The sequence below is a fragment of the Streptomyces griseocarneus genome, from assembly GCF_014655595.1.
In the GTDB taxonomy this organism is placed as follows: Bacteria; Actinomycetota; Actinomycetes; order Streptomycetales; family Streptomycetaceae; genus Streptomyces; species Streptomyces griseocarneus.
The window spans coordinates 279,620-301,263 of record NZ_BNBL01000002.1 but is presented as its reverse complement, the minus strand read 5'-3'; the positions used below and the strand labels follow the sequence as shown (position 1 = coordinate 301,263).

The following is a 21,644-nucleotide window of genomic DNA, read 5'->3' as shown; positions in this document are numbered from 1 at the left end:
CGGCGGATCACCGGGGTGGTGTGCAGTGGAGGAAGTACCGGGGCGAAGCGGAAATTCATTGGCGAAACAGAGAAAGCGAACATCGGCATGGACATCCCCCGGAAGGAACAGCGCGGCCCCTCGGGGCCCCGCCCGGCCGCCGCCCCCTGGTGGGTCCCGGGCCGGGCCCGCCGCGCCGACGTGCTCCTCGGCGAGGCCGGCGACCTCTACCACCACCACTACGGCCTCGGCCCCTACGACCCGGCCGTGCTCGACGAGCCGCCCGAGACCCGCGACGACCGCGTCCTCGACGAGCTGCACCGGCTGGAGACGGCGCAGGCCGACGCCCTGCTCGACCGCCTCGGCGACATCCGGCCCGAGGACCGGCTGCTGGACGCCGGATCGGGCCGCGGCGGCACGAGCTTCATGGCCCACGAGCGCTTCGGGTGCCGGGTGGACGGCGTGTCGCTCTCCGACCACCAGGTCGACTTCTCCAACCACCAGTCCCGCGAGCGGGGGTGCCGGGGCCAGGTGTGCTTCCACCACCGCAACATGCTCAACACCGGCTTCCCCGACGGGTACTTCCGGGCCGCGTGGACCAACGAGACGACGATGTACGTCGACCTGGCCGCCCTCTTCCGGGAGTTCGCCCGCCTGCTGCCCCTCGGCGGCCGCTATGTGTGCGTCACCGGCTGCGCCAACGACGCCCACGGGCGGCGGTCGCCGGCCGTGGCCCGCATCGACCGCCACTACATCTGCGGCGTCCACTCCCGCGGCGACTACTTCCAGGCGCTGGCCGCCCACGGCCTCGCGCCCGTGGAGGTCGTCGACCTGACCCCCCAGGCGGTCCCCTACTGGGAGCTGCGCGCCCGTTCGCCCGTGCGCACCGGGATCGAGGAGACCTTCCTGACCGCCTACGCCGAGGGGGCCTTCCAGTACCTGCTCATCGCCGCCGACCGCGTCTAGCGCGCGCCGCGGCACACAATTCCGTCGGCGTCCGGAAATGCCCGCGACATTACGGCTGGGCCGAACGGAGTAATGACGGGCTGTCCGGCTTCCCGGGCTGGATACACTCTCGCGGAGTTGTCCGAAATCCGAGGAGTGCCGTCATGGCCGAGGTAAAGCTGAGTGCCAGTAAGCGTACCGACTTCGGCAAGGGTGCGGCGCGCCGCACCCGCCGGGAGAACCGGGTTCCCGGTGTCATCTACGGTCACGGCGCCGAGCCGAAACACGTGGCGCTCGACGGCCACGCGCTGATGATGGCCCTCAAGACGCCGAACGTCCTCCTCCGCCTGGACGTCGAGGGGAAGGGCGAACTCGTCATTCCCAAGGCCGTCCAGCGCGACCCGCTCAAGGGCTTTCTCATCCATGTGGATTTCCTCGCCGTGAAGAAGGGCGAGAAAGTCACCGTGGAAGTGCCGGTGCACACCGAAGGGGAACTCGCACCGGGCGGAAACCTGCTCGAACACATGCTCAACGCGGTGCCCGTCGAGGCCGAGGCGACGCATATCCCCGAGGGATTCACCGTCTCCATCGAGGGCCTCGAGGCCGGTCACACCGTACGCGCCGAGGACATCGAACTGCCGCGCGGCTGCACCCTGGCGGTCGACGGGAGCACCGCTCTCCTGCAGGTCGTCACCGCCCAGACCGAGCCGCTGCCCGAGGAGGAGGAAGAGGCCGAGGAGGAGGCCGCGGAGGGAGCCCCCGCCGAGGCCGAGCAGGAGGCGCCCGCCGAGGAGGGCGCCGAGAGCTGAGACGCCCTCGGCTCCTCCCCACGCGACGATCCGCGGGACCGCCCCGGCACGGAGCCGGGGCGGTCCCGCGCGGTCAGCCGGTGGCGCCGGGCAGCAGCCGGGCCGCCGTGACGCGGTGCAGGTGGATGAGGACGTCGTACGAGGGCGCGAGCGCCGTCCGGTACAGCGGTTCGGGGTAGGCCGTGCCGATGTTGCGGGTCGGCCGTGCCACGTTCAGCCAGGCGCGGGCCGCGGCGGGGGCGGTGCGCATGTCGAGGACGTAGTCGCGGTACGGCACCCGGTCCAGGGTGTGTTCGTTGCTGCCGGGTCCGGCGGAGCCGACCGTGCAGACCTCGATCTTCGTCTCCTCCGGGTCGGTCGTCGCGTTGAACGAACCGGCGTCGAAGGTCAGCCGGACGTTGACGTAGTCCTTGCCGAGCCGGTCCCGCAGGAAGGCGCCCTGCACCTTGGGGTACCTCTCGTCGTCGCTCACGTAGGCCACGTGCGCGTTGTGCGCGGAGAGCAGGACCTTGCCGCCCGTGTGCTCCCGCCACCAGGCGACGTTGGCGGCCATCTGCTCGTCGCGGTAGAGCATGGCCCGGGTGACGTCGGCGGTGTCGTTCAGGTCGTAGGCGTACTGGCCGGCGACCTGCGCGATGTTCCGCGCGTGCTGCACGGCGAGGTCGAACTGCGCACGGCCGGCGGCCGGCCGCTGCGCGCTCAGCAGCTCGAGCGCCCGGCGGGACCGGTCGGCCATGTCCTTCCGCTCGGCCAGGGGCCGCTGGAGGAGGGCCTTCATGCGGTCACCGACGCTCGTGCCGTCCGCCGGGCGCTGCCCCCGGTAGAGCTCCGCGAAGCGGGCCCGCAGGCCGGGGTGGTGTTCGGCGACGTAGCGGGTGACCTCGTCGAAGACCCGCGGCCCGGCGTGGCCGATGTCGTCGCCGACGAAGTGGACCTTCTTCTCGTGGTGGATGTTGTACTGCCTCATCCACTTGATGAGGTCCAGGTACTCCCGGGTGTTCCAGAAGCCGTAGTCGCGCTGGAACTCCTCCTTCATGATCTGCTGCGGGTCCCCCTTGCCGTGCACGACGTAGTCGTCGATGCGCAGCCCGGTGCTCCACGGCGCCTCGAGGGCGAAGGCGGTGAAGCCCTTCTCCTCGACGAGGTAGCGCAGGACGCGGTGCTTGTTGGTGAAGAACTCGTGCGAGCTGTGGGTGGCCTCGCCCAGGCCGACCACGCCGGCGTCGCCGATCATCCGGCCCAGCGGCCGCAGGTCCCGCAGGTCGCCGCCCGGTTCGGTGGTGCGCAGCGGGTACGCGGCGCGGGTGAGGGCCGCCACGGGATCGGCGGCGCCCTGCTCCGCCGCGGACGCGGCCGGCCGGGCGGCGGCCGGGGAAGCGGCGGCAGGTTGCGCGACGGCGGTGGCGGAGACGCCCGCGCACAGCAGCAGCGCGGCCAGTGCCGACGACGCGCGGTGGCGCTGCCGGAGGTGAGGTGCCTTGTGTGCCATGCCGTTCATGGTTCCGGCCGGGCGGCCGCGGCCGCCATCCGGCGCTCCCCCCTGACGGGGTGGGGCCGGCCCCACCCGGGCGGCCCCACCCCGCCGGCACCGGCGGGTCGGCACCGGCGTGTTGGCCGGGCGCCCCCGGCGGCCTGGGTCACAGTGGTGGGTGCGCCCACTGCGGACGGGCACGGGATCAGGGCGAGGACGGTGCCGGTGGAGACCCAGGTCACGGAGATCGCGCCGGACATCTACCGGCTGTCGACGTACATCCCCGACGCCGACTTCATGTTCAACCAGTTCCTCGTCGACGCCGAGGAACCGCTGCTGTTCCACTGCGGGCTCAGGGCGCTCTTCCCGCTGGTGTCCGAGGCCGTCGGCCGGGTGACGCCCGTCGAGCGACTGGGCTGGATCACCTTCGGCCACGTCGAGGCCGACGAGTGCGGTTCGCTGAACGAGTGGGTGGCCGCGGCCCCCCGGGCGAAGGTCGCGCACGGCGCGACGGGGTGCCTGGTGTCGGTGAACGACCTGTCCGACCGGCAGCCGGTGCCCCTGGACGACGGCGAGGTGATCGACCTCGGCGGCAAGCGGGTGCGGCGCCTGGAGACCCCGCACGTGCCGCACGGCTGGGACGCGGGGCTGCTGTACGAGGAGACGACCGGCACCCTCCTGTGCGGTGACCTCTTCACCGCGATCGGGGACGCGCCGGCGCTGACCGAGCGGGAGATCGTCGGCCCGGCGCTCGCGGCCGAGGACGTCTTCGGCGCGACCTGTCTGACGGCCGGCACGGCGCCCGCCATGCGGCGGCTGGCCGATCTGGAACCCACCACGCTGGGCCTGATGCACGGCCCCGCGTACGCGGGCGACTGCGGCACGGCGCTGCGCGAACTGGCCACCGGCTACGCCGAGCGGTTCGCCCGTTCCCAGGACGGCTGAGGAGGCGGCGCGATGACGCTGCACCAGGGCGAGCACGGCGGTCCCGGCCGGCGCGGCTACTCGCTCAACCCCTTCTACGGCGCGGCCGATCCGCTGTCGGACATGGCGGCCGAGCCGCCGCGCCACTGCCTGCCCGACGGACCGATGCCGCCGCACGCCGCCTACCAGTTCGTCCACGACGAGCTGATGCTCGACGGCAACGCCCGGCTCAACCTCGCCACGTTCGTCACCACGTGGATGGAGCCGCAGGCGGCGGTGCTGCTGGCCGAGTGCCGCGACAAGAACATGATCGACAAGGACGAGTACCCGCGCACCGCCGAGCTGGAACAGCGCTGTGTGACGATGCTCGCCGACCTGTGGCACGCCCCCGACCCGGCCGCCGCCGTGGGGTGTTCGACCACCGGCTCGAGCGAGGCCTGCATGCTCGCGGGCCTGGCCTTCAAGCGCCGCTGGGCGCTCGCCAACGCCGGCCGCTACCCGTCGGCCGGCGTCCGGCCCAACCTGGTGATGGGCGCGAACGTCCAGGTCTGCTGGGAGAAGTTCTGCAACTTCTGGGAGGTCGAGGCGCGCCAGGTCCCCCTGGAGGGCGACCGCTTCCACCTCGACCCCCAAGCCGCCGCCGGCCTGTGCGACGAGAACACCATCGGCGTCGTCACCGTCCTCGGCTCCACCTTCGACGGGTCCTACGAACCGGTCGCCGACGTCTGCGCGGCCCTGGACGACCTCCAGGAACGCACCGGCCTGGACGTCCCGGTCCATGTGGACGGCGCCTCCGGCGCGATGATCGCGCCGTTCCTCGACGAGGACCTGGTGTGGGACTTCCGGCTGCCGCGCGTGGCGTCGGTCAACACCTCCGGGCACAAGTACGGCCTGGTCTACCCCGGTGTGGGCTGGGCGCTGTGGCGGGACCGGGCCGCACTGCCGGAGGAGCTGGTCTTCCGCGTCAACTACCTGGGCGGCGACATGCCGACGTTCGCCCTGAACTTCTCGCGTCCCGGCGCCCAGGTGGCGGCGCAGTACTACACCTTCCTGCGCCTGGGCCGCGAGGGCTTCCGGGCCGTGCAGCGCAACGCCCGCGACGTGGCCCGCGGCCTCGCCGAACGCATCGGCGCCCTGGGCGACTTCCGGCTGCTCACGCACGGCGACCAGCTGCCGGTGTTCGCCTTCACCACCGCCGACGGGGTGACGAACTTCGACGTCTTCGACGTCTCGCGCCGCCTGCGCGAGCGCGGCTGGCTGGTGCCCGCCTACACGTTCCCGCCGAACCGGGAGGACCTGTCGGTCCTGCGCATCGTCTGCCGCAACGGCTTCTCCCGCGACCTGGCGGACCTGCTGCTGGCCGACCTCACCGCCCTGCTGCCCGAGCTGCGCGCGCAGCCCGCCCCGCCGGCCCGGCCCGAGCGGCCGGTGACGGCGTTCCACCACTGACGCCGGGCGCGCCCGTCCGCACCGCACTTCTTGGCGATCGGTCAGGTTGGCGATCGGTCAGGGGCGTCAGTCGTGCGGCACCACCACGACCGGGCACGGGGCGTGGTGCACGCACGCCTGGGCCACCGCGCTGAGGCGGGGGACGAGCGCCGGGCGGTGCCGGCGGCGGCCGACGACCAGGAGGTCGGCTCCCCCGGCCGCGCGGACGACGGCCTTGGCGGGGCTCTCCAGGCTGACGGCGTCGATCACGGTGACGTCCGGGTGCCTCTCGCGCCACGGCCGCAGCGCCTGTGCGACCTCCAGCTCCGCGTGCTCGGTGATCTCCTGGGCGACCTCGGGGTCCACGCCCCAGGGCGCGTACGCCTGGACGGGCAGCGGGCGGCCGTGCAGCACGCGCAGGGGCACCCCGCGCGCGGCGGCGGCGTCGAACGCGAAGTCGAGCAGGTCGTGCGCCGGGCGGCGCAGGCCGAGTCCCAGGACGACGCCTCCGCCGCCGGCGGGTGACCCGGCGGAAGAGCCGGTGGGAGAGGCGGCGGGGGCGGGGTGCCGGGGGCGCGAGCCCATGCCGGTCCGTACGAGCACCACCGGCCGCTCGGCCCTCCCGGCGACGTGGAGTCCGACGTCGCCGAGGAAGAAGCTCTCGAGGCGGTCCAGGCCGCGCGAGCCGAGGACGACCATGGCCGAGGCCTCCGCCGCCTTCAGCAGGGCCGCGCCGGGTTCGTCCGCCACGATGTCCTCGGTGACGTCCAGGGCCGGGAACCGGGCGCGGACCTCGGCGTGCGCGGCGTGCACGATGCGCTTCGCCCAGTAGTCGCGGTCCCGCTCGGGCGGGACGTCCGCCGGCTCGGGGACGTGGAGGATCCAGGCGTGGAGCAGGCGCAGGGCGAGCCCGCGCCGGGCCGCCTCCGCCGCGGCCCAGTGGGCGGCGGCCAGGCTCTCGGCCGAGCCGTCCAGTCCCGCGGTGATGGGTGCGGGCTCCATCGCGACCGCCTCCGTCCGTCTCGGTGCCTCGTCACCGGGCCCGGGCCCCGGTCCGTGCCGGGCCGGGCCGGGGCCGGGAAGGTCCTGCTTCCAGTGTCGGCCCGGCACGTCGTATCCCGCCGGGCCGCCGGAGCGCGCCCTCGGCGTTCCGGCTCCGGCCGGCCCGGCGGCCCCGGCGGGAGCCCGGCCGGGGACGGGCGCGGGACGGGTGTCCGGCCGGGCTGCTCCCAGCCTCGCGGCGGGCGGGCGGCGCGCGCATGGGCCGGGCGGTCACCGGCGGAGGGACACCTGGCCCTTTCCCGGTTCCCCTCGCTGCCCTCGCTCACGTGCGTCGTCCGGCGTCGCACCCGGCTCCCCCGTCCCGTGCGTTGCCCCGCGTCCTCCTCCGGCGCACGGTGGAGACAGCGAGCGGAGGTGAGCGCGATGACCACGCGTGAGGCCGGCACGGCCTGGGTGGTCGACCACCCGGCCCCGGCGCCCGAGCACCCGCTGCGCCGCGTGCGCCGCGCCCCGGCCGCGCCGGGCGGCACGGAACTGCTGCTCGAGGTGCGCGCGTGCGGCGTGTGCCGTACGGACCTCCACCTCGCGGAGGGCGACCTGCCGCCGCGCCTGCCGGGGTGCACCCCCGGCCACGAGATCGTGGGCCGGGTGGTGGCGTGCGGACCGGACGCCCAGGGCTTCGCGCCCGGCGACCGGGTCGGCGCCGCCTGGCTCGCGCTGACCTGCGGCCGCTGCCGGTACTGCCTGGCGGGCCGGGAGAACCTGTGCCCCGCCTCCCGCTACACCGGCTGGGACGTCCACGGCGGCTACGCGGACCACATGGTGGCCGACGCCCGCTTCGTCTACCGGCTGCCGGAGGGCCCGGCGGACGAGGAGCTGGCGCCGCTGCTGTGCGCGGGCATCATCGGCTACCGGGCGCTGGAGCGGGCCCAGCTGCCGCCCGGCGGCAGGCTCGGCCTCTACGGCTTCGGAGCCTCCGCCCACCTGACCGCCCAGCTGGCCGCGGCCCGGGGCGCCACCGTCCACGTACTCACCCGGGGCGAGGGAGCCCGGCGCCTGGCCCTGGAGCTCGGCGCGGCCTCGGCGGGCGACGCCCGCGACGCGCCGCCCGAGCCGCTGGACGCGGCGATCCTCTTCGCCCCCGTCGGCGACCTCGTGCCGGTGGCGCTCGAGGCCCTCGACCGCGGCGGCACGCTCGCGGTGGCGGGCATCCACCTCAGCGACATCCCGGCCCTGACGTACCAGCGGCATCTGTTCCAGGAACGCACGGTGCGCAGTGTCACCGCCAACACCCGGGCGGACGGCCGGGCCTACCTCGCCGAGGCGGCCCGGCACCCCCCGGTCGTCCATGTGCGGCCGTACCGGATGAGCCGGGCCGACGAGGCCCTCGCGGACCTGGCGGGCGGCCACGTCACGGGGGCGGCGGTGCTGGTGGCGGACCACTGATCCGCCGACACCCGCGGCCGGCGTCCCGTCGGTGTCCCGTCGGCGTCCCACCGCCCGTCCGGCGAGAGGAGCTTTGGATGCGTGCCACCGGACCCGCCATCGAGATCAGCTCGCTGACCAAGCGTTACGGCCGGACCGTGGGCGTCGAACGGCTCGACATCACGGTCGGCACGGGCGAGGTGTTCGGCTTCCTGGGCCCGAACGGGGCGGGCAAGACGACGACCCTGCGGTGCCTGGTGGGGCTGCTGAAGCCGACCGCGGGCCGCGTGCGGGTGCTGGGGCTCGACCCGGTCGCCGACCACCGCGCGCTCGCCCCCGCGCTGGGCTACCTGCCCGGCGAGCTGCGTCTGTACCCCGAGCTGACCGGCGCCCGGACGCTGGACCTGCTGGCGCGCCTGAGCCGCGCCCCCACCCCGCGCCGCGCGGAACTCTGCGAGCGCCTGCGGCTGTCCTCCGGCGACCTCGGGCGGCCGGTCGCCGCGTACTCGCACGGGACCAAGCAGAAGCTGGGCCTGGTCCAGGCCCTGCAGCACGACCCGGAGCTGGTCGTGCTGGACGAGCCGACCGAGGGCCTGGACCCGCTGGTCCAGGAGACGTTCTACGAGCTGCTGGCCGAGGCCGCGGCGGCCGGCCGCACGGTGCTGCTCTCCAGTCACGTCCTGCCCGAGGTCCAGCGCAGCTGCGGGCGGGTGGCGATCGTACGCAAAGGACACCTGGTGACCGTGCGGTCGGTGGCGGCGCTGCGCGAGGCCCGGGCCCGCAGGGTGCGGCTGACCTTCTCCGACGGTCGCGGACGCCGGCCGCTCCCCGGGGCCGAGCGGTGGTCGCCGCGCTGGGAGGACGACCGCGTCGAACTGCTGATCCCGCCGCACGAGGTGGTGGCCGCGCTGCGTGACCTGCTGACCCTGCCCGTGACCGACCTGACCGTCGAGGAGGCGGGGCTGGAGGAGGCGTTCCTGGACCTCTACCGCGACGCGCCCGGCGTACGGCCGGACGTGTCCGGACAGGACGTCCGGCGGGAGGAGCGGCCGTGAACGGCGGCAGCGGGCGCGGCTTCCCGCTCTTGTGGCTGGCGCTGCTGCGCCGCCGGCGGATGCTGGTGGCGCTGCTGCTCGGCATGGTCGTCTTCGAGACCCTCATCGTGGTGATCGTCGACACCGTGCCGCCCACGACGTTCTTCTCGGCCGGCGGGCGGCGGCCGCCCGCCGTCTTCAGGGCCTTCAGCGGAACCAGCGGCGAGGTGTCGATCGCCAGCTATCCGGGGCTGCTCGGCGCGGGCCTGGTCCACCCGTTCTGGATCGCCCTGCAGCTCACCGCGGTCGGCTCGCTCGCCGCGGCGGCGGTCGCCGCCGACGTGGAGTCCGGCACGATCGAGCTGCTGATGGCCCGTCCGCTGTCGCGCACCCGGCTGCTGGCCGAGCGCACGGCGGCGCTCCTGGTGGTGTCCGCGCTGCTCAACACCGCGGCGACGCTGACCGTGGCCACGGGGGTGGCGCTGTCGCCGCGGCTGCGCGAGGCGGTGCCGCTGGGCGGGGTGTTCGCCGCCGGGCTGATGGGCTGGGCCTTCGCGCTGTGCGTGACGGGCCCGGCCCTGGCCGTGTCCGCGGCGGGCCGGCACCGGGCGAGGGTGGTGGGCGCGACGATCGCGGTCGGGGCGGTCGGGTTCGCCGTGAACTTCGTCGCGCTGGCCTGGGAGGCGGCGGCGCCGCTGCGCTTCGTCAGCCCGTTCCACTATTACGCGCCGGCCGACGTGCTGGCCCACGGCGCGGTCCCGTGGGGGTCGTTCGGCGTGCTGGCGGGCGTCGGAACGCTCGGGATCGCCCTGGCGTTCGCGCTCCTCGCGCGCCGCGACCTCGCGCCGTGAGCACCGGGAACGCGCCGGGGCCCGGGCGGATCCGTGCCGGGTGCGCGCCGACGGGGAGCCGGGGCCGTTCGGCCCATGGCGTGACGCCCCGCCGATGGACCATGATCGAATAAGCGTGGAAGCGCGTGCGTGCGGATCGTCGACCGCGCGGACCGTCGACAGGGAGCGGTAGTGGACCAGTCAAGGACGTTCTCCCAGGAACGGCCGATCCGGGTGTTCCTGCTGGACGACCACGAGGTCGTCCGGCGGGGCATCCATGACCTGCTGGACGGCGAGGACGACATCACGGTCGTCGGCGAGGCCGGCACCACCGACCACGCCCTGACCCGGGGCCCCGCCCTGCGGCCCGACGTGGCCGTGCTGGACGTCCGGCTGCCCGACGGCGACGGCATCACGGTCTGCCGCGAGCTGCGCTCACGCATGCCGGGCCTGGCGTGCCTGATGCTGACCTCCTTCGACGACGACGATGCGCTCCTCGACGCGATCATGGCCGGGGCGGCCGGTTACGTCCTCAAGCAGATCAAGGGCTCGGACCTCGTCGCCGCGATCCGTACGGTCGCCGCCGGCCAGTCCATGCTCGACCCGGAGACCACCACCCGGCTGATGAACAGCCTGCGCGGCGGCGGCGAGCCGGAGGAGGACGCCCCGGGGCCGGAGGACGAGCGCCTGGCCGTGCTCTCCCCGCGCGAGCACGACGTCCTCGCCCTCATCGGTGAGGGGCTCACCAACCGGCAGATCGCCCAGCGGCTGTTCCTGTCCGAGAAGACGGTCAAGAACCACATCTCCCGCATGCTCGCCAAGCTCGGCGTCGAGCGGCGCATCCAGGCGGCCGTCCTGGCCACCCATGCCGGCCCCTACCGCCCGGCGGCCGGTTCGTAGCCTCCTAGCCCTCCTGGCCCGCCTGGCCCTCGTAGCCCTCGTTGTAGCGCAGGAGGTAGCCGGCGAAGCGGGCGAGGTCGTCCTCGTCCCAGTCGGCGAGGCGCTCCTGGAAGGCCGCCAGCCGGCTGGCGGCGACCTGGGCGAGACTCGCGGCACCGGCGTCGGTCAGGTGCAGCACCTGGACGCGGTGGTCGTCGGGGTCGAGGCGGCGCTCGACGAGCCCGAGGCGCTCGAGGGTGGCGATCTGCCGGCTCACCGTCGACTTGTCGAGCAGGTAGTGCGCCGCGAGGTCGGTCGCCCGGCAGCCCCGCCGGTCCTCGAGGTGGGCGAGCAGGGTGAAGGAGACGAGCGAGAGCTCCGGGTGCATCCGGGCGGCGGCGGCCCGGGCGCGGCGGGCGAAGGCGGTCAGCTCGCGCTGGATGGTCTCCACGGACGCGTCACGAGGGGGCACGGGGGTTTCCTTTCGGCCATGTAGTTGTATAGTACAACTTGAAGAAAGAGTTGCATTTACCAACTATCTGAGGAAGGGCGCCGATGAAACCCGCCACCGGCGGCGCGCTGCGCCACGTGCTGACCCATCTGCTCACCCCCCTGCTGATGTGCGTCGGGATGGGGCTCGCCTACCTGGGCGCGTTCGCCCACCCCTCGCCGCACCAGCTGCCCGTCGCGGTGGTCGGGGAGGCCCCTGGCGCCCGGGTGCTGGCACAGACCATCGACGACAAGGCGGACGGCCGCCTCGCCGTACGGACCGTCGCCGACCGGGCGGAGGCCGTCCGCCGGCTCGAGCACCGCGACGTCTTCGGGGCGTACGTCCCGGACCGGCGCCACCCGGAGCTGCTGGTGGCCTCCGCCGGCTCGGACACCACGGCGATGGCGGTGCAGAAGGTCTTCACCCCCGTGGCCGCGAAGCAGGGCGCGCCCCTGAAGGTGACCGACATCGTGCCGCCGGCCGAGGGCGACCCGACCGGCCAGGGCGTCTTCTTCCTGCTCGTCGCGCTCAGCATCGGTTCGTACGCCTCCGTGGCCGTCATAGGCGGCGCGGGCGCGGCGCTGCCGATGCGGCTGCGGGCGGTGCTGGCGGCGGGCATGTCGCTGGTGGTCGCCGTGCTCGGCGCCGCCTTCGCCGGCCCGGTCTTCCACCTGGTCGACCACGGTCTGTGGGGGCTGTGGGGGATGGCGTGGCTGTACTCGGCGGGCATCCTGCTCGTCGGCACCGGTCTGCACACCTTCCTCAAGCGCTGGACCACGCTGGGCGTGATGGTGTTGTTCGTGATGCTCAACTTCACCAGCGCGGGCGGGGTCTACCGCCCCGAGCTGCAGAACGGCTTCTTCGCCGCCCTCCACTCCTTCTGGAACGGTGCCGGATTCGTCGAGGGCGTGCGCTCCCTCGTCTACTTCGGCCACTCCGGCCTCGGCCGGAACGTGACGACGCTGGCCGTGTGGCTCGCCGTGGGCGCGGTGACGATCGCGGCCGCCTGGGCCGTCGAGAAGCGGCGCGCCACGCGGCCCGCCGCGGCCGCCGTCCCCGCGGCCGGAACCCGGGCCGAGGAGGCCGAAGAGGAGATGGAGGAGGCCGTCGGGGTGTGACGCCCCGGGATCGGGCCGAGCCCGGTCCACCGCCTCCCCTCCTCATGGCGGTGGCCCGGGCACCGCACCCGGCGACGGGCGCGGTGACCCGAGCCATGAGCCCGGACGGGCACCCCCGTGGCACGCCCGGACCTGATGATCACCCGTCGCTCCCACTGTCTCCGGGCGGACATCCGCCCGGTAGTGGCATTCGTAGTGGCATTCGAGGGGTGATTTCCGGGGGAAGATGGCCTGTGTGGCAATGGGTGAGGTCGTCAGGGAGCTGCGGAAGGCGCGTGGATGGAGTCAGGGCCGGCTGGCGTCGGAGATCAATGACGCCTTCGGCACCACCCTGACCCGGGAGTACGTGAGCGGCTGGGAACGCGGCAAGGTCCGGCCCGGACCGTTCTACGTCCGGTGCCTGTCGACGGTGCTCGACGTCCCGCCGGCGGTCCTGGACGGGGAGACCGCCCGTCAGAACCCCGCCGGCCACGGCCTGCCGAGCGGCATCGCCGCGGCCTCCGTAGCACCCCAGCTGGCGGCGGACCTCCTCACCGTGGGCTTCACCGCCCGGCTGCGGGGCGGCCCCTCCCCCCAGGAGTGGGAGGAGAAGCTGACCGCCTACGGCGCCGACTACATGTCCCAGGGGGCGGCCGACATCCAGCGCCGCGCGGCGCGCGACCTCATGGTCGTGCAGCAGCAGCTCGACGACGACCGCATGTGGTCCGTGGCGGCCCGTCTGATGACGCTGTACGCCACCACGTTCACCTGGCCCGACCAGACCAAGGCCGTCGCGTGGTTCCGCATGGCCGCCGAGGCGGCGGACCGCTCGGGCGACGTCCGCACCCGCGTCTGGACGCGCGGCCGGGCCGCCCTGACCCTCGGCTACGGCGGCAAGGGCCTCGGCTACGCCAACGTCCTGGCCGACCAGGCCATGGCCATCAGCGACAAGCCGTCCGCGGGCCTCCTCAACGCCACCCTGGGCAAGGCCTACGCCCTCGCCCTGCAGGGCGACAAGGCCACCGCGCTCGACCTCGCCGACCGCGCCCGCCGGGTCTTCGACGCCTCGGGCCCCAGCACCCAGGTCAGCGACTACGCGGTGACCCACTGGCGGCTGAACGGCTTCCTGTCCCTGCTCTCCGCCCGCCTCGGCGACGAGGACCGCGCCGTACGGGCCCAGGAGGCCGCCCGCCGCGAACTCCCCGCGAGCCTCCCCCGCTTCGCCGCCCACCTGGAGATGCACACCGCCCTCATGCTCACCCGCTCCGGCGACAAAACCGCCGGCCGCGCCCACGCCCGCGCCACGCTTGCGGCCCTCCCCTCCGAGAAGCACTGCAGCACGCTGCAGATGCTGATGGAGGAGATCAAGGCGTAAGGCCGGGCCGAGCCACGACCTCCCAGCGGTCGCCCTCCGACGCTGCAATCCCCGTTTACCGCCAAACGCCCCGGAGGTCGGCCTCCGTGTGGGCCGTGCCACCCTGCCCCATTTTGTGCACCGCGCCCGGTGACACACCTGCGGCATGGGCCAGTTCTTCCTGGCTCATCCCAGCCCGCGCCGGCACTTGCGGACGCTGTCAGCCAGCTCCGTAGTCATCTGCTCACTACCTTCAGCGGCACGATACGCCGGGCGGGCGCATCAACCAGTGGATGTCCGGCGGATACCCACCCCGGAGTGATCGCCCACTAGCGACGCGTCGTGCCCAACGCCTACCGGGCCCCGGCAGGCTCGGGGCCCGAGCCGGAAAAGGAACTGCTCGGCCACGACCACATCGACGTTGCCGTCAAAGACTGAAGAGCCCCATCAAATTTGGAAATTCGATGGGGCTCTTCGCACGCTTCCGCCTCTGGCCTCGATATTAAGTGAAGGCCACCTACCGAGATTCACCTTCGCTGGCAGGACGCAGCACAGACCGCAAGCGGTCAATCGCGGCCTGAGCCTCGAACTTCTCCTCTGCATCCACCCAGCTTCGCCAGAACCAGCCGTCTACAGGCAACGCCGCTTCCAGGGCTTGAATGGCGGATGACGCTAGGGCAGGAGTGACCGGCTTCGCCAGCCATTCCACAATGCCCGGACATTCCTCGTTCCAAGTCAGAGAACGGCCAGCAGGGATGTTGGCCGCAACCAAAGCCGCGGCAGCCATTACCTCTTCTGGTAGCACGGATGAGGACGAACTCCCACCCCCCTCAATCGCAAAACGGAAAGTTCGCTCCACGACCGCCAGCCGCTGCGGAGCGGACTGTTCTTCCAGCTCATCAAGGAAGTCTTCAGCCGTGTCACTGTCGAACGGACCCGAACCCCAGGTTCCCATCACAAACTCCAGATAGAGATTTACGGCAGGTACCTGCCGAATGGAACTTCGATTTCCGGATCTCTTCGATTAAGGAGACGCCCACCCCTCTCCTTAACGCCCTCCATCATCGTTTGCTCCATACGACGGATCGCCGTCTTGCTTGTCCCGGCAGGCAGAGTGAAGTACGTGACGTTCGCCACATCATCAGACGTGTACCCGGCCTTGCGAACCGCATGCTTGGAGCGCATCGACTTATTCACTCGCTCCCTGATGCTTGATGTCGAGCTTCCTACGTATTTCGTTCCGTCATTTAGGTGAATAGTGTAGATGCCCGGCTCACTCGGTACATCAAACTTTGTACCCGGCCCACAGTTTGAGTTGTGGACCAAGACCGGCGACTTACCCGCCAGCACATGGTACGTGTGAACACCACGGACGGTCAGGTCGTGGGTGCGCTGCTGCTTGACGAAGTGACGGGCCGACGTGACCTGGAGGGTCTCGCCCTTCGCACTCCGCAGGTGGGCGCCCGGGCGGAGGTCGCCCGCGTCGACCCACTTCTTTTCGACGGCCTCCCAGAACGGATGGGTGTCGGTGGCGATGATGCTCGCCGCGCCGCGGTCCGTCTGGACCGTCAGGTCGGTGAAGTCCTTGTCGTGCGCGGTGTCGAAGGTGGCGACGACTTCGCGTGAGGTCGTCTCCCCCGTCTCGGGGTCGGTCGCCAGGACCTTGTCGCCCGTCTTGACGTCCTCGATCGGCTTGCTGCTGCCGTCCTCGAGCAGGACTTCGGTGCCGGGGGTGAAGCTGTGGAGGCACGCCCCGCTTCCTCCGCGCCCTCCCCGGCTTCCTCCGCCCCGGGCGCCCCGCAGGCCGGGGAAGCCACCACTCATCCCGTTCTCGAGCTGCATGAGCGCCGCAGCGCCCAGGGCCTCCCTGAACGTACTCACGCTCTCGGGGCAGTCGACGTCCCGACAGGCGATGTAGGCGAAGAACTTCAGCCGGCTGAGCACCGATCGCACGTGGCTCTCGTCGCCGGTGTACACCACATCGCTCATGCAGTTGATCGACTCGCCATGGCAGAAGGCGGCCACTTCCCGGTAGAAGGCCTCCTGGAACTTCTCCTTCTCCTCCCAGTGGGCCGGGACCTCGACGCCTGCGTAGATGACCTCGTTGCCGCGACTGGCCGCGTCCTCCCAGTCGTTGTAGACGGGACCGTCGTAGTCGTCGTAGTCCTCGTATTCCGCTTCGCCCCACAGGACGTTGGCCGTGGACCCGCAGCCGTAGGGACATCCCCCGGTGCTGGGTGAGTACCCGTAGCATTTACCGAGCGTTCCGCAGCCCTCGGGGATCATGCCGGTCGGGTCGGAGAGGGTCGCCGGGTTGTTGTTGGCGTAGGTGTAGCCGTGGTTCTGCTGGGGGTCCTCCAGGTCCAGGAGTGGGTCGACGCTGATGAACCGGCCGATCGACGGGTCGTATTCACGGGCCCCGAGGTGCGTCAGGCCCGTTGTCGCGTCGTTCGTTCCCCCTACGAAGCCCTTCGTTCCGGGCCAGTTCTTCGGCTGCTCGCCGCGCGGGGCGCCGAAAGGTGTGGTGCGCCGGTGTGTCGCCGTCGCCGACTTGGAATCGATGGCGAGCTGGCCCGTACCGACCTGGTCCGCGATGACGAAGGACGCACTGCCGTCGTCGCTCTGGACCGCTTGGACGCCGTTGCCGAGGTCGATGTAGCGGGTGGCCTTCGGGGTGGTGGTGCCCTTGGTGAGGGTGATCTCGGTGGGGCCGAGGTAGAGGGTCGTCTCGGTGTCGGTCCGGCCGATCAGCCGCCCGCCCTCGGCGTCGTAGAGATAGGAGGTGGTCCCGGCGGGCTTTCCGTCCTTCATCTGGGTCGCCTTGGCCAGGTGGCCTTCGGCGTCCCACTCCAGCGACTGGGTGTCGCCGCCCAGGACGCGGGTGGCGGTGTTGCCGGCCGGGTCGTAGGTGTAGGAGTCCTTGGCCGTGCCCGTAGGGCCGCTGGTGTTCACGGCGGAGAGGGCGTGCGGCTGGGGACCGCCGGCAGCCGGGTAGGCGTACGTCCGCTTGACGTCCTTGGCACCGTCTCCGCCGGAGTCGTGCCGGGTCTCGGTGAGGCGGTTGCCCGTCTTGTCGTAGGTGTACGAGTTCCAGTAGGGGGCCGGGCCACCGGTCAGGTTCGCCGCCGGCGCCGCGGCGCACGTCGGCGTGGACTGCGTCCACTCGTCCGTGACGCGGCGCAGGTAGTCGTAGGTGAAGCACTGCGTGTCCGTGCCGCCCGCCGCCGCGTCGGACACGGCCCGGATGTTGCCCGCCTCGTCGTACGTGTACGTCGCGGCCTTGTCGACGGCCGGGGCGTTCTCACGGTCGACCCGGGTGCCCGCCAGCCGCTGGGTTCCCCACTCGTAGCCGTTGGTGATCTGCGTGAACTTGCCGCCCCCCGTGAGCTTCGCCTGGAGGGGCTTTCCGGTGAGGCTGTAGCTGGTGATGCTCGCCTTGAGGCCGCCGGACCCTCTGATCTCCGTGGGACGCAGGAGATCGTCGTAGGTGTAGAGGACGCCGTCACCGGCGAGCGAACCCGCCTTCGGCAGGAAGGTGCTCTTGACGCTGCCTGACGGGTTGTAGTTGGTTCCGAACCGGTAGGTGCCTGCCAGGGGCCCTTCGTTCGCAGGGATGACGGCGGCCGAGCGCGTGGCCCGGTAGAGCGCGTCGTACTCGTCCACACGGCTGACGTAGGCATTGCCGTCCACGTAGCGCGTTGCCGAGGCCAGCTGTCCCTTGCCGCCCGCGACCGTGTCGTAGGACCACTCGGCGAGCTTCGTTCCGCTGACGGATCCCTCGCGGAGCTCGGTCTTGCGGCCGACGTTGTCGTAGGCGTAGTAGAGCGTGTTCTTGGTCTTGCGGGCATCGGTGACGCTGGTGAGCTGGCCGCGGTCGTCGTAGGTGCTGGTGCTGGTGCCCTTGTCCGGGTCGTCCGCGGAGACCTGGTGTCCGAGCTGGTCGTAGGTGTACGACCAGGAGTTGCCCGCCGGGTCCGTGTACCGGGACAGCTTGCCCTGCGGGTTGTACGCGTAGCGGGCGACGTCGGAGTCCGCGCCCGGGCTGCGCTCGTGCAGCTGGTGGAGCTCGGTGGTCCTGCCCCGGGCGTCGACGACCGTGGTCGTCGCGGTGGATCCCGCGGGCGGGATCACCGTCGTGCGGTCGCCGCCGTAGAGCGTGCGGGTGCTGGCCAGTACCTTGCCGGCGTCGCTGTTTCCGGCGATCTGCTTGGTCTCCGCGACGCGGCCGAGCCCGTCGTAGGTGTTCCAGGTCTGGGATTCCACCTTCAGGGCGTTGTCCGGGCTGAACAGCCCGGTGCCCGGTGCGCCCAGGGCGTAGTACGGGGCGAAGGTCTTCGCGACGAGGCCGCGCTCGTCGTAGAAGGTGTCGGTGATCAGCTTTCCGCCGTCGGGGCCCGGTTCCTGGGTCTGGCGGGGGCGCTGGAAGCCGTCGTAGAGCGTGTAGGCGGTCAGCTGGCCGAAGCCGTCGTTCAGCTTCCGGGTGGCGACCGCGACGGGCTTGCCGTCCGTGATGGAGTAGGAGAACTCCAGGCTGGGCGGGCCGAAGGAGGACTGCGGCTTGTCGGGCAGCCAGACCTTGACGGAGCGGCCGAGGGCGTCGTAGGCGATGTCGGTGCGCCGGTTGTTGGCGTCCGTCCTCCTGAGGACCTGTCCGCGCAGCGGGTCGAGCAAGGTGGTGCTGGTCCAGGCGGTCGACGCGTCACCGGCCTTGGCGGGGGGCGCCGTGGTGGTGACGGTCGTGGCGAATCCCGTGCTCGGCGCATAGGCGGTCTTCGTGGTGCGGCCGTCGGAGCGTTTGGTGGTGGACACCAGGCGGCCCGAGCCGTCGAAGACGACCTCGGCGGTGAGGTCGGTGCTGGTCAGCTCCCGGGCATAGGCGTCGTACGTCTTGCCGGACTCGAGGTAGGTCGCCCGGTTGTTGTCGTCCTTCGTGAGCGTGGCCACGCCGGTGGCCTCGCCCTTGGTGGGCCGATCTCCGTAGCCGCCGCCGTCGTAGGCGGTGCGGACATCGGATATGACCTGCTTGGTGCGATCGACGGAGGAGGTGGCACAGGACACCGCCGTCGTCACCACGCGCGAACGCAGGGCGAGGATGTTGGCCTCGGTGTTGTCGGCGTACGTGGTCCGGGTGCACTGGTCGTCGGCCGGCGTGGACAGGTCCCCGAAGTCGTCGGCTTCCGTGGGCCGCCCGGCGACGGTGTCGTATTTCGTGGCCGCGGACGTCTGACGCCACTTCTTGCCAGCCCCGTCGTCGAGGGAAGTGAAGCTCTGTGCCGACTCGGTGCCGGTGAAGTTCGCGGTGATGGTCCCCCAGGAACGTTCACTCTTGGCGGTCTCGTGGTGCCAGGGCCGGCTGACCGTCTTGGCCAGCAGCTTTCCGCCGGGGCCGGAGTAGCTCTCGGTCCTGTACGCGAATCCCGCCGCGGACGAGTGATCGGTGATCGCGGCTCCCTCGTCCTTGCCCAAGGAGACGCTCACCTCCTTCTTGCCGCCGTCGGGGCCCTTCCTGTCCCCGTCCATGCCACGCAGGAAATACGTGTCCTGCTGGGACTTCACGCCGTCCGCGCCCTGCCCGCCGGTGCGGACGCGCACGTGGCCGTAGCCGCGCCACTGCGACCAGGTCTTGAACTTCTCCTTGGTCAGCCCGTTGTCGTCGTCGTAGTGCCAGGCGGCGTCGTCCAGGTAGTCGTAGCGGGTGACCTGGTCGGGGGCACCGCCCGTGCGGTCGGTCGCCGTCACGGCATCCACGACGTACTTGTTGAACCACTGCCGGGTCGGGTCGTCACTGCTGCTTCCGCCGGTGAACTGGGGGAAACAACGTGTCGTGTTGCTCTCGGGCGTCGGCTGTTTCGCCCAGTCGCATACGGGCTGGGAGTAGGTGACGTCGGTCTGGCCGCCCGTCTCGTCGGTGACGGTGGACAGGCGCTCCTTGATGAAGGGCGCCTTGCCGTCGCCGGTCTTGTCGAGGCGGTTGGGGCGCTGGGTGTAGACGAGTGTGGTCTTCGGAAGGGTGATGGCGGGGCTGGCGCTGTGGCCGGTGTGCTGGATGGATTCGAGCAGCAGCTGATAGTCGGTGTCGGCCATGCCCCAGCGGTGGCCGAACTTCCAGGAGTCGACGGGAGCGTAGCCGCCATCGGTCCTCAGGACGCTGGTAGTGATGTCCGTCAGGCGCTTGCGGGTCCAGAAAGAGGGCGACAGTCGTCCCTTGTCGCACTCCGTCCCGGCCTTGCAGTTCATGTCCCAGGGCGTGTCGTACCAGTACTGCTTCTTGTCGTCGATCGTGTCCTCGGCGCAGGTGACCTTGTCCTTGTCCTGCGGAAGGCACCGTTCGGCGTTGCCGAAGTCGAGCTTGGCCAAGGGCTTGGCGTACAGGTCGGACGACTGGAGGCCGTATTCGATGCGCTTGAGGTAGCCGCCCCGCACGTAGGGCGTGTCGTCCTTGGACTCGAGGTCGCGGCCGTAGGAGTTGGTCTCCTTGCCGTAGTAGTAGCCGACGGCGTTGCCGTGCCGGTCCACGGCGTAGTCGAGGTTCCACCGCCAGGCCTGCTGGCACCAGGAGTCCTTGAAGCCGTCCTTGTGGCAGGGTTCGCCGGCGTTGTTGCCGTAGACGGGGGCGGTCCAGGTGGAGTCGGTGGTGTCCTTGCCCTTCGCCCAGCCGTTGAGTTTGTGGTAGCCGAAGTAGTAGCGGGTGCCTTCCGGCGTGGTCACGCGCCAGTACTCGTTGTCGTTGTCACCGTTGTCGTGTTCGCTGCCGGTCAGCCGGGCGATCTTGGTGCCGTCGTCGTTCTTCAGCTTCCACTGGTCGCCGCCGGCCGGGACGAGTTCGCCTGCCTTTCCGTTGAACGAGATCGTGGCGTTGTCGTAGGCCCAGCACAGGTCGCCGGGCTTGTTGCCGTCGCCGTGCTCCTCGCCGTCCTCGGAACACGATTTGTAGCGGCGCTCGATGAAGCCCGGCCACAGCTCGAAGCCGTCGCCCACCCACGAGGGCTGGTTGTTGGTGTTGCCGGTGCGGCCGTCGACCGAGGACGAGGAATACCCCAGCCCGACCTCGGGCTTGAGGCCGCCGGGCACCTCGGGCACCGGGATGTTGTACGACCAGGTGAAGGAACCACTGTTGAGGTCGGTCCTCCACGTCGCCGACGGTGAGAGGGGTGTGGCCTTGTAGTCGCCCTTCTCGCCCCCGGCCGCAGGGGCGGCGGCGAGGACCGTTCTCGCACCCGCGCGCAGGCTCACTCGTTCGGCCGTGAGGGTCTGCTTCTCCGTGTCGTTGACGGCGACGACCGGCTTGGCGGTCCGGCAGCCGGCCTTGTCCGGGGTGGTGAGAGCGCACTCGGGGAGTTCCATCAGGCGCAGCCGGGACGCGTAGCCACCCCCGTACGCCTGGGCGAAGCCGGAGTAGTCGAGCCGGATGCCGGTGGGCGTGCTCCCCTGGGTCTTCAGGGCCGTCTTGGTCGTCTGCGCCGCGATGACGATCAGCGGGCCGCGCACTCCCGCCCGCTCACTGGCCTTGCGGTCCGCGATGCGTACTTCGGTCTTGCCGGCGGGCGGGGCGGCCGTCACCCCCTTCGTGTTCTTGTCCCGGGCGGCGGGCAGAAAGCTGACCGGCAGGCTGCCGGCCTTCACGGCCCGCCCCGCGGCCTTGGGCGGCTTCGACAGGTCGACCACGGTCTTCCCGCCCTTGGGCCACGCGGCCTTCGGTTTCTCCGACGGCACTCTGGGGGCGGGGTCGGTCTTGCGCGGCTTGCCCGTGGCCACCTCGCCGGCCACGGGCTTCCCCGGAGCGGGGGCTCCGGGCAGGGCATGACCACCCTTGGCCACTGCCGGGAGCGCCACGCCTTGCAGCAGCGACGCCATCAGGACCGTGGGCACGCCCACTGCCAGGCCTCTGCGCCACCGCGCCCTGGGGGCATGGGTCTTGCGCTTCATTCCTCGTCATCCCTCGCTGAATTGCAGAGTCGGCACGGCGCGACCTGTGCG

Annotated in this window: 15 protein-coding genes; 10 read left to right on the top strand and 5 right to left on the bottom strand. The window is 71.6% G+C overall.

All coding sequences use genetic code 11. From position 1 onward, the window contains the following. The first annotated feature begins 87 nt into the window (after positions 1-87). Together IE295_RS07225 and IE295_RS07220 are read left to right on the top strand one after the other, a co-directional pair. Positions 88-945: a geranyl diphosphate 2-C-methyltransferase gene (locus IE295_RS07225; RefSeq protein WP_190062668.1), complete on the top strand. Its 858-nt coding sequence runs from the start codon at positions 88-90 to the stop codon at positions 943-945. A 143-nt stretch (positions 946-1,088) separates the two neighbouring features. Then, positions 1,089-1,733 carry a 50S ribosomal protein L25/general stress protein Ctc gene (locus IE295_RS07220; RefSeq protein WP_190062667.1) on the top strand — a complete coding sequence of 215 codons (645 nt, stop codon included), beginning with the start codon at positions 1,089-1,091 and terminating at the stop codon, positions 1,731-1,733. 73 nt (positions 1,734-1,806) lie between these two features. On the opposite strand, the gene IE295_RS07215 is transcribed toward IE295_RS07220, so the two are convergent. Continuing rightward, positions 1,807-3,222: an erythromycin esterase family protein gene (locus IE295_RS07215; protein ID WP_190062666.1), complete on the bottom strand. Its 1,416-nt coding sequence runs from the start codon at positions 3,220-3,222 to the stop codon at positions 1,807-1,809. A 207-nt stretch (positions 3,223-3,429) separates the two neighbouring features. Here IE295_RS07215 and IE295_RS07210 point away from each other — a divergent pair, with 207 nt between their 5' ends. Both IE295_RS07210 and gad read left to right on the top strand, forming a co-directional pair. Continuing rightward, the gene (locus IE295_RS07210) at positions 3,430-4,149 is read left to right on the top strand and encodes an oxygen-binding di-iron domain-containing protein (protein ID WP_190062665.1); all 720 of its coding nucleotides are present in this window, start codon (positions 3,430-3,432) and stop codon (positions 4,147-4,149) included. A 12-nt stretch (positions 4,150-4,161) separates the two neighbouring features. Then, positions 4,162-5,577, top strand: a complete 1,416-nt coding sequence (gad, locus tag IE295_RS07205; protein ID WP_190062664.1) for a glutamate decarboxylase — start codon at positions 4,162-4,164, stop codon at positions 5,575-5,577. Between the two features lie 66 nt (positions 5,578-5,643). Here gad and IE295_RS07200 read toward each other — a convergent pair whose 3' ends face one another. Continuing rightward, a complete protein-coding gene (locus tag IE295_RS07200; protein ID WP_190062663.1) occupies positions 5,644-6,558 on the bottom strand; it encodes a universal stress protein in 915 nt (304 codons plus the stop codon). A 423-nt stretch (positions 6,559-6,981) separates the two neighbouring features. On the opposite strand from IE295_RS07200, the gene IE295_RS07195 reads away from it, so the two are divergent. The 4 genes from IE295_RS07195 (at position 6,982) to IE295_RS07180 (ending at position 10,747) form a co-directional block, all read left to right on the top strand. After that, complete coding sequence (locus tag IE295_RS07195; protein WP_190062662.1) at positions 6,982-8,004, top strand: zinc-dependent alcohol dehydrogenase family protein; 1,023 nt, start codon at positions 6,982-6,984, stop codon at positions 8,002-8,004. A 77-nt stretch (positions 8,005-8,081) separates the two neighbouring features. Further along, entirely contained in the window at positions 8,082-9,038 is a 957-nt protein-coding gene (locus IE295_RS07190) for an ABC transporter ATP-binding protein (protein WP_190062661.1), read from the top strand. Then, the gene (locus IE295_RS07185) at positions 9,035-9,868 is read left to right on the top strand and encodes an ABC transporter permease subunit (protein ID WP_190062660.1); all 834 of its coding nucleotides are present in this window, start codon (positions 9,035-9,037) and stop codon (positions 9,866-9,868) included. The genes IE295_RS07190 and IE295_RS07185 overlap by 4 nt, the downstream gene beginning before the upstream one ends. Before the next feature lie 171 nt (positions 9,869-10,039). Continuing rightward, positions 10,040-10,747, top strand: coding sequence for a response regulator (locus tag IE295_RS07180; RefSeq protein ID WP_190062659.1), 708 nt, complete (start codon positions 10,040-10,042; stop codon positions 10,745-10,747). Positions 10,748-10,751: 4 nt separating this feature from the next. Here IE295_RS07180 and IE295_RS07175 read toward each other — a convergent pair whose 3' ends face one another. Continuing rightward, complete coding sequence (locus tag IE295_RS07175; RefSeq protein WP_190062658.1) at positions 10,752-11,198, bottom strand: MarR family winged helix-turn-helix transcriptional regulator; 447 nt, start codon at positions 11,196-11,198, stop codon at positions 10,752-10,754. Between the two features lie 83 nt (positions 11,199-11,281). Between IE295_RS07175 and IE295_RS07170 the strand changes: the two genes are divergently transcribed. Further along, entirely contained in the window at positions 11,282-12,334 is a 1,053-nt protein-coding gene (locus tag IE295_RS07170; protein ID WP_190062657.1) for a hypothetical protein, read from the top strand. A gap of 241 nt (positions 12,335-12,575) precedes the next feature. Beyond that, the gene (locus IE295_RS07165; RefSeq protein WP_263453574.1) at positions 12,576-13,688 is read left to right on the top strand and encodes a helix-turn-helix domain-containing protein; all 1,113 of its coding nucleotides are present in this window, start codon (positions 12,576-12,578) and stop codon (positions 13,686-13,688) included. 496 nt (positions 13,689-14,184) lie between these two features. Here the strand turns inward: IE295_RS07165 and IE295_RS07160 are convergent, their stop codons facing one another. Together IE295_RS07160 and IE295_RS07155 are read right to left on the bottom strand one after the other, a co-directional pair. Then, positions 14,185-14,622, bottom strand: coding sequence for a DUF4259 domain-containing protein (locus IE295_RS07160; protein WP_190062655.1), 438 nt, complete (start codon positions 14,620-14,622; stop codon positions 14,185-14,187). Between the two features lie 20 nt (positions 14,623-14,642). Further along, the gene (locus tag IE295_RS07155) at positions 14,643-21,593 is read right to left on the bottom strand and encodes a polymorphic toxin-type HINT domain-containing protein (protein ID WP_224323154.1); all 6,951 of its coding nucleotides are present in this window, start codon (positions 21,591-21,593) and stop codon (positions 14,643-14,645) included. Positions 21,594-21,644: the final 51 nt, after the last annotated feature.

Coding starts and splice junctions, on each gene's coding strand:
- IE295_RS07225 (WP_190062668.1), top strand. CDS start 88: ATGGACATCCCCCGGAAGGAACAGCGCGGCCCCTCGGGGCCCCGCCCG.
- IE295_RS07220 (WP_190062667.1), top strand. CDS start 1,089: ATGGCCGAGGTAAAGCTGAGTGCCAGTAAGCGTACCGACTTCGGCAAG.
- IE295_RS07215 (WP_190062666.1), bottom strand. CDS start 3,222: ATGGCACACAAGGCACCTCACCTCCGGCAGCGCCACCGCGCGTCGTCG.
- gad (WP_190062664.1), top strand. CDS start 4,162: ATGACGCTGCACCAGGGCGAGCACGGCGGTCCCGGCCGGCGCGGCTAC.
- IE295_RS07200 (WP_190062663.1), bottom strand. CDS start 6,558: ATGGAGCCCGCACCCATCACCGCGGGACTGGACGGCTCGGCCGAGAGC.
- IE295_RS07195 (WP_190062662.1), top strand. CDS start 6,982: ATGACCACGCGTGAGGCCGGCACGGCCTGGGTGGTCGACCACCCGGCC.
- IE295_RS07190 (WP_190062661.1), top strand. CDS start 8,082: ATGCGTGCCACCGGACCCGCCATCGAGATCAGCTCGCTGACCAAGCGT.
- IE295_RS07170 (WP_190062657.1), top strand. CDS start 11,282: ATGAAACCCGCCACCGGCGGCGCGCTGCGCCACGTGCTGACCCATCTG.
- IE295_RS07165 (WP_263453574.1), top strand. CDS start 12,576: ATGGGTGAGGTCGTCAGGGAGCTGCGGAAGGCGCGTGGATGGAGTCAG.
- IE295_RS07160 (WP_190062655.1), bottom strand. CDS start 14,622: ATGGGAACCTGGGGTTCGGGTCCGTTCGACAGTGACACGGCTGAAGAC.
- IE295_RS07155 (WP_224323154.1), bottom strand. CDS start 21,593: ATGAAGCGCAAGACCCATGCCCCCAGGGCGCGGTGGCGCAGAGGCCTG.